Origin of the sequence: Kitasatospora sp. HPM-01-4 (genome assembly GCF_051374625.1) — a bacterium.
Lineage (GTDB): Bacteria > Actinomycetota > Actinomycetes > Streptomycetales > Streptomycetaceae > Kitasatospora.
In genome coordinates, this window is sequence record NZ_JBPQGP010000005.1 from 7,142,411 (window position 1) to 7,154,728 (window position 12,318).

Here is a 12,318-nt window from a genome sequence, read left to right on the forward strand (position 1 = left end):
CACGGGGGGGTCGGTCCGGTGGCCGGACGGTTCGATATGAGCTTGCACGGCTTCGACATTACCCGCTCCACCTGGGCACTTTTGCCCGGTACCGGTGGTCGCCATCCCGCAGTGACCAATCACTCCCGGCGCACTCCGATGCGCTGTCCGAGAAGGTTTGGGGACGGAGTGCCGCCCGCCTCCGCAGGGTGGGGGGCCTGCGGAGACGGGCGGCGGTGCGGGGTGGCCGTGGGGCGGGCGCCGGTGCGGGGTGGCGGCGGGGGCGGATGGGCAGGTCAGCCGCCGTGGAACCGGGCCCCGGCCGGCCCGTGCGGTCGCCGGTCAGGGCACCGGGCGGGTCGGCCTTCGGATGGACCCGGACCGCGGTCCGGTGCCCGTGGGGGCGGCCGGCCGCCGGCGAAGGAGTGGTGAGGTCCACCGTGTGCGCCGGGCGGCCGCCGACGAGACTGTCACCGAACCGTAGCCGTTCCGCGGGGCCGGCCGGTCACCGGGCGGCCCGACCGCCGACCGCGCTCGCGCCGTCCAGCACCAGCCGGAAGCCGGTCGAGGTGGAGAGCGCCGCCGTCTTCACATGGATCACACCGCCGCGGTCGCCCTGGTCGTACCACCAGCCCTGGCTGGCCCGGTCGAAGGCGGCCTGGCCGGACAGCTTCGGCAGGGCCCGCCCGCCGAGCGCGACCCGCTCCGGCGCGGTGCCGCTGTGCACGGTGAACAGGTACGGCCGAGTGGCCTGCTTGCCCGCGAAGTCGCCCTCGCTCGCCGAGATGTCGATCCGTACCTGGCCCCGCCCGGCGGTCGGCGCGGTCACCCGGGCGGTCTGGGTGGCGTACCCGCCGTCACGGTACTGACGGGTGACCCCGTCGTCCTCGTAGAGGCTGAAGTCGCTGCGTCCCTGCGGGTAGACGTCCCAGGCGAGCGGGGAGTCGGCGGTGCGGTCCTGGTAGGAGCTGATGCCGGGCCACATCGGCACCGTGGCACCGGCCTTGACGAACAGCGGCAGGGTGTCGAGCGGTGCGTGGTACCCGTTGACCGTGGTCGGGCCCTGGTAGCTGCGGCCGGTCCAGTAGTCGATCCAGGTGCCCTTGGGCAGGTAGATGCCGTCGCGCACCGAGGTGTCCGAGTAGACCGGGGCGACCAGGAAGTCCTGGCCGCTGAGGAACTCGTACTTGACCGCGTCGGTGGCCGTCACCGGGTCGTCCGGGTACTCCAGCGCCAGCGGCCGTACCGGGCCGACGCCCGTGCGGTGGGCCTGAGTCGCGTAGCTGTACATGTACGGCAGCAGCGACTCCTTGAGCTTCAGATACGTCCGGTTGATGGTGGTGTACGGCTCGCCGTAGCGGAAGGGCTGCTTGTCGCTGGGTGCCCAGCCGTCCATCGACATGACGGCCGGCAGGAAGGACTTCCACTCCAGGTCGCGGGTGTAGGTCTGCGCACTGCCGCCGAAGATGCCGTCCACGTCACCGGTGTTGTACGCCATGCCGGACATGGTGGAGCCGGCGTAGGTCGGGATCTGCCAGCGGATGTAGTCCCAGCCGCCGGACTGGTCGCCGCTCCACTGGACTCCGCAGCGCTGCGCGCCGGACCAGCTCTCGGGGGCCCAGGTGAAGCCGCGGGCGTCGCTGTTGTCCTCGATGCCCCGGTAGGCGTCCTTGCAGCCGTCGAGGGCGAACTTGTAGCCGTCGCCGACCCAGGCGACGTCGAGTTTGGCCACCCGCTGACCGGCCTTGACCTGGTCGGCCAGCTGGCTGAGGCCGTTCTCGGTCCACAGGCCGAGCTGCATCTTGTGCTGCTGGAGGCCCTGGGCGGTCTGGGCGAGGTTCTCGTAGCCGCAGCCGTAGCCGTCGTTGACCAGCATCCAGCCGGTCGGCATGTCGTTCCTGCGGTAGTCGTCGGCGACCTTCAGCGCGTCCAGGGTGTGCCGCTCGCCCCGGTTGGCGTTGTGCAGATAGCAGTCCGAATCGCCCATCTCCAGACCGTAGATGGGCGGAAGGAACGGCTTCCCGGTCAGCGAGGTGTACTGGCCGATCACATCCTTCAGGCCGGGCCCGGCGAAGTAGTAGGCGTCGAAGCGCTGTTCCTGCTCGGTGGTGGTGACCGGGTCGTCGAAGGCGTAGGTGCCGGGGGCGTAGGTGTTGCGGTAGACGCCGTAGCCGGCCGAAGAGAGGTAGAAGGGAACGGAGTTGGGGTGGCCGCCCTCGTCCCAGTTGTAGTCCACGCCGACCTGGACGGTCTTCCCCCGGTGGGAGAAGGAGCCGTTCTGCTCGCCGCCGCCGAAGTACTGCTCGTCGGCACCGCGGTCGAGGGTCTGGGTGGTGGCCTTGCCGTCCCAGGAGATCGGCTTGGCCTCCTCCCAGACCCTCGTGCCGTCGGACCGGTAGAGCGCGAACCGCAGCACCGACTTGTAGACCCGCAGGGTGACCTTGTCGGTGGACAGTTCGTAGCGGTCGCCCCGGTCACGCCATCTGGTGGCGGGCGCGGTGCCCTGGGGCAGGACGATATCGCTGCCGACCGGGTCGGTGAACGGGCCGGTGGGGGAGAGTTCGATCCGGAAGACCTGGTCGGTGACGAAGCTGACCCGGGCCTTGGCGCTGCCTGCGGAGAAGGTGTAGACGGCGCCCTTGGCGGTGAAGCCGGTGACGGCGCCGGCCGATCCCGCGCCCGCCGTGGCGGCCGGGGCGGCGGCGAGGGCCGGGGTGATGGCACCGGTACCGAATGAGAGGACGGCGGCCAGGGTCAGCACCGCGGTACGGGAGCGTCGGAAGTGTTGTACAGTTCTGCGCATATGAGCTCCTCATCATGCAAGAACGAACACTGATGAGCAGGTATAGCGCAAAGACCTTCGATTGACCACACCCCCGGAATGGCCGGAAAACACTCAGGCCCCCGCGTGGTCGCGGGGGCCTGAGAGGGGGCGGAGATGACCGGACCGACCGGCAACAGGGCCCGCGACGCCGCGGGCCCTGTAGCCGGTCGGTCTCAGGGGCAGAGTCGTTCGACCGCGGCGGCGCCGTACTTCTCCAGGTCCTGCCGGGCCTTCTCGATGAGCGCCGGGGTGGGGGTGCGGCCCGAGGCCATGACCAGGTCCTCCGGGTCCACCGGGTGTTCGCCACCCGAGTGGAGGAGACGGTCCGGCGTCGGGCGGAACTCGCTGTCGGTGGGCTCGTTCGTCATCTGGTGCCTCCCGGAAGATGCGGCCTTCTGATCCCCGAGTCTCCTCCCAGCGGCCGCCGCGCGCATCGTGAGCGGGCGCCCCGCCCGGCGGGGCGGTCAGTCGAGCGGGCCGCCCGCCACGTAGATCACCTGGCCGGAGACGAAGCCGGCCGCCTCGCCCGCCAGGAAGGAGATGGTGTTGGCCACGTCCTCGGGCGCGCCGACCCGGCCCACCGGGATCTGGGTGGCGGCGGCCTGCTTGAAGGCCTCGAACTCCATGCCGACCCGGGCGGCGGTGGCGGCCGTCATGTCGGTCGCGATGAAGCCGGGGGCCACCGCGTTGGCGGTGATGCCGAACTTTCCGAGCTCGATCGCCATGGTCTTGGTGAAGCCCTGCAGACCGGCCTTGGCGGCGGAGTAGTTGGCCTGGCCCCGGTTGCCCTGGGCCGAGGAGGAGGAGAGGTTGACGATCCGGCCGAAGCCGGCGTCCACCATGTGCTTCTGGCAGGCCCGGGTCATCAGGAAGGCGCCCTTGAGGTGGACGCTCATCACGGTGTCCCAGTCCGATTCGGACATCTTGAACAGCAGGTTGTCGCGGAGCACCCCGGCGTTGTTGACCAGGACCACCGGCGCGCCCAGCTCGGCGGCGATGGTCGCCACGGCCGCCTCCACCTGCCCGGCGTCCGAGACGTCCGCGCCCACGGCCAGGGCCCTGCCGCCCGCGCCGGTGATCCGGTCCACGGTGTCCTTGCCCGCCTCGGCCGTCAGGTCCACCACGGCCACCGCGTAGCCGTCGGCGGCCAGTCGCTCGGCGGTCGCGGCTCCGATGCCGCGGGCCGCACCGGTGACGACCGCGACCCGGGGGGTGCTGCTCTGCTCGGTCATGCTCGTACTCGTCTCTCTCGGTGGGGTGACGGACACGGCCGCTGCCGAGAGCGGCCCTGCTCCAAAGGGTGGTCAGGAGGACGCTGCGGCGGACACCCTACCGGCGGGTAGCCTCCCGGACCAGAGCACAGAGTCGCAGGTGACGGAGGGTGAGGGCATTCAGTGAAGATCAATCGCCCAAAACGGTAGTCGCGCCCACGACATACTGCGGAAATATGCCAACTTTGACGAACAGGCGTCTACTCTCGGCCCCTGCCTGCCAGTGCGGGCCCACCGTTTGTATAGTGTGCGCCAGCAGCCACCGGCTGCACGGCTGGCGTGCCTACCCTCACAGCGGGACGCTCACTCGCCGTTACTGCCCCGCCCGGGTGTCCCACACACACCGGGTGTGACATCGGGACGGTTTTCATGGTGCTGGGGGAGATCCCGACGACCCGTGTGCCCGCGCGACTTCAACAGTCGCCCGGTCACCTCATCCGCGTGGCCCAGCAGGTGCACACCCGCCTGTGGTCCGAGTACGTCGGCAGTGAGCTCACGGCTCCGCAGTTCGCGGTGCTGCTCGTGCTGGCGCTCGAACCCGGAGCCGACCAGCGCACGGTCGGCGAGCGGGCCTCGCTCGACAAGGCGACGATGGCGGAGATGGTCGCCCGCCTGGTGCGGCGCGGCCTGGTGCTGCGCCGCCGCGACCCGGCCGACGGCCGCCGCAAGCTGCTCGCGCTCTCGCAGAGCGGTGCGCAGGCGGTGCGCGAGGCCACCGGTGGGGTGGTCCGCGTGCAGCGGACGCTCTTCGAGCCGCTCACCGCCGAGGAGCAGATCGAGATCGTCCGGGTGATGGCGAAGATAGCCCGTCTGGAACCGGCCGCCGTGGCCGTCATGACGGACGCCCGGCCGATGCTGGACGCCCAGCGGGCGATCGGCTATCTGATCCGGGTCGGCCAGCAGATGCACACCAAGCTCTGGTCGGAGAAGGTCGGCGCGGAGCTGACGGCCCCTCAGTACGCGGTGCTGGACGCGCTGGAGACCGAGCCGGGTGCCGACCAGCGCACCGTCGGCGAGCTGGCCTCGCTGGACAAGGCCACCATGGCCGAGATGGTCAGCCGGCTGGTCCGGCGCGGTCTGGTGCTGCGCCGCCGGGACCCCTCGGACGGCCGGCGCAACCTGCTCTCGCTCTCGTCGGCCGGGCAGGACCTGCTGCACCGTTCGGCGGCAGCGGTGCGCGAGGTGCAGGAACTGCTGCTCGCCCCGCTGGAGCCGGAGGAGCACGAGCGGGCGCTGGCGCTGATCGCCAAGGCCGCCAGGCTGTGACGATTCGCCGGTGATCCGGTGGAAGTAACGATTTGCCACCGCTGCGACGGGCTCTGACATCGGAGCGCGTACGGGCATGGCGATATGACGAGCGGCCGGTCGCCTCCGACTCGGGGGAAGTGACCGGCCGCTCGTCGTCCGGCGCCGCCGGTGGCAGGCGCCTTCGAAGGTCAGCTCCAGTCGAAGTCCTGCGGGTCGGGACCGAGGCGCTTGCCCGTCGCCACACCGGCGATCGCGCTCAGGTCCTCGGCGTCCAGCTCGAAGCCGAGGACGTCGATGTTCTCCTTGATCCGGGACGGGGTGACCGACTTCGGGATCGCGATGACGCCGCTCTGCAGGTGCCAGCGCAGCACCACCTGGGCCACCGTGCGGCCGTGCTTCCCGGCGATCCGCACCAGGGCGGGGTCGGTGAGCAGCTCCTTGCCCTGACCCAGCGGGCTCCACGCCTCGGTCGCGATGCCGTGCTCGGCGTGGTACTCGCGCAGCTCGAGCTGCGGGAAGTGCGGGTGCAGCTCGACCTGGTTGAGCACCGGCACGACGGAGCTCTCCTGGCGCAGCGCCTCCAGCTGCTGCTGACCGAAGTTGGAGACGCCGACCGCCTTGACCCGGCCCTCGGCGTACAGCTTCTCGAAGGCCTTCCAGACGTTGAGGAAGGTGCCGTGCATCGGGCGCGGCCAGTGGATCAGGTACAGGTCGAGGTAGTCGAGACCGAGCTTGGCCAGCGACTCGTCGAAGGCGCGGAGCACGGCGTCCTGGCCCTGCTGGCCGGACCAGTCCCTGGTGCCGGAGTTCCACAGCTTGGTGGTGATGAACAGCTCCTCGCGCGGCACCCCGGCCGCCGCGATCGCCTGGCCGGTGCCGGCCTCGTTCTCGTAGATGGCCGCGGTGTCGATGCTGCGGTAGCCCGCCTCGATGGCCGTGCGGACGGCGGTCGCCGCCTCGGCGTCCGGGACCTGCCAGACGCCGAAGCCGAGCTGCGGGATCCGGACGCCGTTGTTCAGGGTGACGCTGGGGATGGTGCTCACGGGGAAGGTGTGCCCTCCGGTCTGACGGATAGTGCCGCTGGGGAGCAACCCTGGACGGAATCAGGATGTTCCCGACCCTCCAAGAATTCACCAAAATTGATGAACCCCTAACCCAAGTTACGCTCCGTGTCCTGATTCTGAGCGCTCGGCGCCGGAAAAACCTGTTGCGTACGTCACAGCGCCACCGGCACGCTCGGTGCCCATGACGTCCTGATGACCAGCACCGCCGTCACCCGGACCGGCCGGCACGCGACACCGCGGGCCCCGTCGCCGGCAGGTCCCGGTCCCGCCCCCCGGCTGATGGATCGCGCCGGGCGGCCCCGCCGCGCCCAGGATCTGGGCCGCGTGCCCGAGCACTCTGCCCGTACCAGCCCCGCAACGGAGCGTCATGTCGCTCAAGTCCCTACCCGTGCCCGATCCGGGCGTCCCCGATCTGAGTTCACCCCCCGCCTTCCTGCGCTGGATGCGGCGCAGCCAGCGGCGCGGCCAACTGCTCGCCACCGGCTGGGGGGTGCTGGAACTCACCTGCCAGGCGGCGCTTCCGCTGGCGCTCGGTCTCGGTATCCAGGCCGCCGCGGCAGGTGACCTGGCCGGGATCTGGCGGGCCGGCGGCCTCGCCCTGCTGCTCGCCGCGCTCCAGTCCCTCGGCGGCGTCCAGTTGCACCGGCAGGCGGTGTGGAACTGGATCACCGCCGCCTCCCAGCTGCGCCAGCTGGTGGCCCGGCAGACCTCCCGGCTCGGCGCGGGGCTGTCCCGGCGGATCGCCACCGGCGAGATCGTCGCGGTCAGCAGCAGCGACGTGGAGCGGATCGGCTGGTACGTCGAACTGCTCGCCCGGGTACGCGCCGCGGTGCTGGTCTGGCTCGGCCTCAGCGCGGTCGTCCTGGCCCGCAGGCCGCTGCTCGGCCTCGCCGTGCTGCTCGGCGTGCCGGTCCTGGCGGCCTCCGTCTGGCCGCTGCTCGCCCCGCTGGAACGCCGCTACAGCACCCAGCGGGCCTTCGCCGGCAAGGCCACCGAGCTGACCGCCGACACGGTGGCGGGCCTGCGGGTGCTGCGCGGCATCGGCGGCGAGGAACTGTTCCTGGAGCGCTACCGGGCGGCCTCGCAGCAGGTCCGCGGCGCCGCCGTGCGCACCGCCAGGATCTGGTCGCTGATGCAGCTGCAGCAGGTGCTGCTGCCCGGCCTGTTCGTGGTCGCCACCACCTGGTACGGCGCCGAGCTGGTGATCCGCGGCCGGATCGGCGTCGGCGAACTGGTCGCCGTGTACGGAGCGACGGCCTTCCTCGCCTCCCCGCTGCGGATCCTCGGCGAGGCCGCGCACGCCTGGAGCGTGGCCCGGGTCGCGGCCGGGCGGGCGGTCCGGGTGCTCGCCCTGAACCGGACGGCGGACGGCGGGGCATTCACCGCCTCCCTCACCCGCCCCGAGCGGGCGGACCTGTACGACCCGCTCACCGGGCTGACCGCCCGTGCCGGCCGGATCACCGCCGTGGTCTGCGGCGACCCGGACACCGCCGGCCACCTGGCCGGACGCCTCGGCGGGCATCTGCCGCTCGCCGAGGACGAGCGGCCCGAGCCCTCCGTACGGCTCGGCGGCACCCCGCTGGACGAGGTCCCGCTGGAGGAGGTGCGGGCGGCCGTCCTGGTCCAGGACAAGGAGCCGGTGCTGCTCTCCGGCACCCTGGCCGAGCTGTTCGACGTCCCGGGCGCCGGGCGGGTCACCCCCGACCGGGCGCTGGGCGCCGCCCACGCCGGGGACGTGCTGGACGCCCTGGTCGACGGCTCGCCCGAGAGCCAGGGCGACCCGATGCGAGCCAAGATCACCGAGAGGGGCCGTTCGCTCTCCGGCGGCCAGCGCCAACGCCTCGCCCTGGCACGCTCGTTGGTGGCCGACCCGGCCGTGCTGGTACTGGACGAGCCCACCAGCGCGGTGGACGCCCACACCGAGTCCAAGATCGCCGCCGGGCTGCGCGAGGTGCGGGCCGGCCGCACCACCGTGCTCTTCGCGACCAGCCCGCTGCTGCTCGACCGGGCGGACACCGTCCTGCTGGTGCACCGGGGCCGGGTCGTGGCCGCCGGTACCCACCGCGAACTGCTGCACGGCTGCCCGCGGTACCGGGCCGTCGTCACCCGCGACGAGGGCGCTGACACCGCCGACGAAGCCGCGGCGGCCGATGCCCCGGCCGCGCCCGCACCTGCCGAGGAGAAGGTATGAAGCCCCCGTCCGTCCGGCAGCACGGGCCCGCTGCCATGCTCCCGGTGGCCTCGCCGGCCACCGTGCGCTCCTACGTCCGGCTGCTGGCCCGCCGGCACCGGTCCGGCTTCGCCGCCGTGATCGCGCTGAACGCCACCGCCACCGTGGCCGGCCTGGTCGGCCCGTGGGTGCTCGGCTCGCTGGTGCAGGAGCTCAGCGCGGGGACGACCGAGCGCCGGATCCTCTCCGCGATCGGGTGGTACCTGCTCTCGCTGCTCGTGCAGGCCGCCTTCATCGGCTGGTCCCGGCTGCGCGGCAGCATGCTCGGCGAGCGGATGCTGGCCGACCTGCGCGAGGACTTCCTGGTGCGCTCGGTCGCCCTGCCGCCCGGCGTCCTGGAGCGCGCGGGGACCGGCGACCTGGTCTCCCGGGGCACCACCGACATCGACCGGCTCGCCAAGTCGGTCCGCGAGGCGGTGCCCGAACTCGCCGTCGCCCTGGTGTCGGTGGTGCTGGTGCTCGGCGCCCTGCTGCTCACCTCGCCGCTGCTCGCCGCCACCGCGGTCATCGGGCTGCCACTGCTGCTGGTCACCTCCCGCTGGTACTTCCGCCGCGCCCCGCAGTCCTACCGCAACGAGTCGGCCGGGTACGCGGCGGTCAACACCGTGCTCGCGGAGACGGTGGACGCCGGCCGTACGGTCGAGGCGCTGCGCCTGGGCGGGCAGCGGGTCGGGCTGACGGACCGCCGGATCGGCGAGTGGGTGGCCTGGGAGCGCTACACCCTGTGGCTGCGCACCGTGTGGTTCCCCAGCGTCGACGCCACCTACGCGCTGGCGGTGCTGGCCACCCTCACCCTGGGCGGCCTGTACACGGCCTGGGGCTGGATCGGCATCGGACAGCTGACCGCCGGGGTGCTCTACGCCCAGGCGCTGACCCACCCGGTGGACCTGATCCTGCGCTGGTACGACGAACTCCAGATCGGCCAGGCCTCCTTGGCGCGGCTGGTCGGGGTCCGCGAGGTGGTGGACCCGGAGACCGACGAGAGCGTGCGCCCGGCCGGGCGCGAGGTCTCGGCGAGCGAGGTCGGCTTCGGCTACCGCGAGGGCCTCGACGTGCTGCACGACATCAGCCTGGACGTCGAGCCAGGCAGCCGGGTCGCGCTGGTCGGCCCGTCGGGAGCGGGGAAGTCCACGCTGGGGCGGCTGTTGGCGGGGATCTACGCGCCGGGGCGGGGCAGTGTCACCCTGGGCGGTGCGCCGCTGGCGCGGATGCCCGCCGAGCGGGTCAGGGCACAGATCGCGCTGGTCAACCAGGAGCACCACGTGTTCGTCGGCACCCTGCGGGACAACCTGCGGCTGGCCCGGTCCGGCGCCGATGACGCCGAGCTGCACGCGGCGTTGGAGGCGGTGGACGCCGGGGAGTGGGTGGCGGCGCTGCCGGACGGGCTTGACACCGAGGTCGGTTCGGGCGGCACCGGCCTGACACCGCCGCAGGCACAGCAGCTGGCGCTGGCCCGGCTGGTGCTGGCGGACCCGCACACGCTGGTGCTGGACGAGGCGACCTCGCTGCTGGATCCGCGGGCGGCCCGGCATCTGGAGCGTTCGCTCTCCCGCGTGCTGGAGGGGCGTACGGTGATCGCCATCGCCCACCGGCTGCACACGGCGCACGACGCCGACGTGATCGCGGTGGTGGAACAGGGGCGGATCAGCGAGTACGGGAGCCACCCGGAGCTGGTGGCGGCCGGTGGGGCGTACGCGGCGCTCTGGCGCTCCTGGCGCGACGAGGGGCAGGAGGCCGTCGGGTAGGCCGGCCGGGCGCGGGGAACTCGGCTCATCGGCAAGGGAGTTCCGCGCGCCCGGGCTCGCGCTGTGCGGGGCGGCGGGGAGCCGATCGGGAGGCCACCGGCAGCGGTGGGTGGTCGCTCCGGTCTGCATCGGGATGTGCCCGCTGCTCTCCTGGCCGGCCCGCCGGGCCGAGAGCGCACCAGGCGCAGTCCCAGGGCCAGGCGCAGTCCCAAGGCCAGGGGCGGTGCCCCGGTCGCCGGGGCGGGAGTGGTGACGGGACTGTCGCCGGAGGCGCAGCAGTAGCCCTGGGATGCCCGGACATCAAAGCGAAGACTGGGGTATTGCGGACGGCACTCCAAAATCTGCTTATGATTCAGGGGTGTTCGACTCACGGCACATCCGGACGTTCCATGAGGTCGTCAGCACCGGATCCTACTCAGCCGCCGCCCGCGCTCTCGGCTACACCCAGCCCGCCATCACCCAGCAGATGAAGGCGCTGGAGCGCGACGTCGGCGTACCGCTGTTCACCAGGTCCGGGCGCGGACTGCGGCTCACCGAGGCGGGCGAGGCCCTCTCCCGGCACGCCCGGACCATCCTCTCCAGCATGGACGCGGCCCAGCAGCAGCTGGTCGCGCTCGCCCGGCTGCGGGCGGGCCGGGTACGGGTCTGCGCCTTCCCGAGCGCCAACGCCACCCTGATCCCGGAGGCGATGGCCCGGCTGCTGACGGAGCACCCCGGGGTCCGGGTCGAGCTGCTGGAGGCCGAGCCGCCCGACTCCGTCCAGCGCCTGCTGCGCGGCGAGTGCGACATCGCGCTCTCCTTCAGCTATCCGGGCGCGCGCATCGACACCCCGCCCGAGCTGGTCGAAGTCCCTCTGATGGAAGACCAGTTGACCGTGCTGCTGCCGGTCGGCCACCAGCTCGCCCGGCGGCACGCGGTACGGCTGACCGACCTCGAGACCGAGCGCTGGATCGCGGGGTGTCCGCGTTGCCGGGCCAACCTGCTCCATGTCTGCGCCGAGGAGGGCTACGCCCCCGACGTGGTCTTCAGCACCGACGACAACCTCGCCGTGCAGAGCCTGGTCGCGGCCGGGGTCGGCATAGCCCTGATGCCCGCGCTGGTGCTCTCCTTCATGTGCCACCGCAAGGTCACCGGCCGCCTGGTCGAACCGCACCTGCGCCGCAAGGTCTGCGCGTACGTGCTGCGCGAGCACCAGCGGATTCCGGCCACCGCGCTGGTCCTGGACGAGCTGCGGCGGGCCGGCGCCGCACGGGTCGGGTGCTGACGGCCGTAGGGCCTGACCGGGGCGGGCGGCGGCCCGGGCACCGATCCATAAGCTGACGTTGGGATAGAGTGAAAAGACTGTCGTTGGACGTAATGGCTTGATCGGCTGACGCTCAAGATATGAACACTTCCGCCACCGTTACCGCCGACCGGTGTACGGAGCGTATGCACCGCCTGATCGGCGCACTGCGCGAGGTCATCGATCGCGGCCTCCCCCCGGACCTGACCGCCTACCTGGTCGGTGAGCAGCTCGCACCGCACCTGGGCACCCCCGACCTGCTCACCCCCGACCAGCAGCTCGGCGACCCCGACCACTACCGCCAGCACCTGATCCACGCCGAGGCCGACGGCAGCTTCTCCCTGGTCGCCCTGGTCTGGCTGCCCGGCCAGCACACCTCCATCCACGACCACGTCTCCTGGTGCGCCACCGGTGTCCACCAGGGCGTGGAGAGCGAGCGCCGCTACCGGCTGGTCTCCGACGGCCGGACCGCCCGGCTGATCGCCACCCAGGACGTCACCAACCCGGTCGGCGCCGTCTGCGGGTTCGCCCCGCCCGGCGACATCCACCAGGTGCGGAACTGCGGCAGTGACACCGCCATCTCCCTGCACGTCTACGGCGCGGACGTCTCGAGGCTCGGCAGCAGCGTCCGCCGGGTCTACCGTCTGCCCGCAGACGAGCGGTGAGCGGGCCCGT

At 72.2% G+C, this 12,318-nt stretch carries 8 protein-coding genes and 1 pseudogene; 5 read left to right on the top strand and 4 right to left on the bottom strand.

Going from position 1 to position 12,318, the window contains the following annotated elements; translation table 11 throughout:
- Nucleotides 1-490 precede the first annotated feature (490 nt).
- From ACSMTC_RS31220 to fabG, 3 genes and pseudogenes are all read right to left on the bottom strand, one after another.
- Nucleotides 491-2,782 (bottom strand): annotated as a pseudogene (locus tag ACSMTC_RS31220) (glycoside hydrolase family 31 protein); the annotation flags it as partial.
- 194 nt (nt 2,783-2,976) lie between these two features.
- On the bottom strand, nt 2,977-3,171 hold the full coding sequence (locus tag ACSMTC_RS31225; protein ID WP_436563080.1) for a hypothetical protein: 195 nt from the start codon (nt 3,169-3,171) through the stop codon (nt 2,977-2,979).
- Between the two features lie 96 nt (nt 3,172-3,267).
- The gene (gene fabG / locus ACSMTC_RS31230; protein ID WP_436563081.1) at nt 3,268-4,035 is read right to left on the bottom strand and encodes a 3-oxoacyl-ACP reductase FabG; all 768 of its coding nucleotides are present in this window, start codon (nt 4,033-4,035) and stop codon (nt 3,268-3,270) included.
- A gap of 480 nt (nt 4,036-4,515) precedes the next feature.
- On the opposite strand from fabG, the gene ACSMTC_RS31235 reads away from it, so the two are divergent.
- Nucleotides 4,516-5,340, top strand: a complete 825-nt coding sequence (locus ACSMTC_RS31235; protein ID WP_436563082.1) for a MarR family winged helix-turn-helix transcriptional regulator — start codon at nt 4,516-4,518, stop codon at nt 5,338-5,340.
- A gap of 170 nt (nt 5,341-5,510) precedes the next feature.
- Here the strand turns inward: ACSMTC_RS31235 and ACSMTC_RS31240 are convergent, their stop codons facing one another.
- Nucleotides 5,511-6,365 (bottom strand): aldo/keto reductase, encoded by an 855-nt coding sequence (locus ACSMTC_RS31240; RefSeq protein WP_436563083.1) that lies wholly within the window; start codon nt 6,363-6,365, stop codon nt 5,511-5,513.
- 388 nt (nt 6,366-6,753) lie between these two features.
- Between ACSMTC_RS31240 and ACSMTC_RS31245 the strand changes: the two genes are divergently transcribed.
- From ACSMTC_RS31245 to ACSMTC_RS31260, 4 genes are all read left to right on the top strand, one after another.
- Nucleotides 6,754-8,577: an ABC transporter transmembrane domain-containing protein gene (locus ACSMTC_RS31245; protein ID WP_436563084.1), complete on the top strand. Its 1,824-nt coding sequence runs from the start codon at nt 6,754-6,756 to the stop codon at nt 8,575-8,577.
- Entirely contained in the window at nt 8,574-10,361 is a 1,788-nt protein-coding gene (locus ACSMTC_RS31250; RefSeq protein WP_436563085.1) for an ABC transporter ATP-binding protein, read from the top strand. Before ACSMTC_RS31245 ends, ACSMTC_RS31250 begins: the two co-directional genes overlap by 4 nt.
- 358 nt (nt 10,362-10,719) lie before the next feature.
- Nucleotides 10,720-11,625 (top strand): LysR family transcriptional regulator, encoded by a 906-nt coding sequence (locus ACSMTC_RS31255; RefSeq protein WP_436563086.1) that lies wholly within the window; start codon nt 10,720-10,722, stop codon nt 11,623-11,625.
- A 164-nt stretch (nt 11,626-11,789) separates the two neighbouring features.
- A complete protein-coding gene (locus tag ACSMTC_RS31260; RefSeq protein ID WP_436563087.1) occupies nt 11,790-12,308 on the top strand; it encodes a cysteine dioxygenase family protein in 519 nt (172 codons plus the stop codon).
- Nucleotides 12,309-12,318 lie beyond the last annotated feature (10 nt).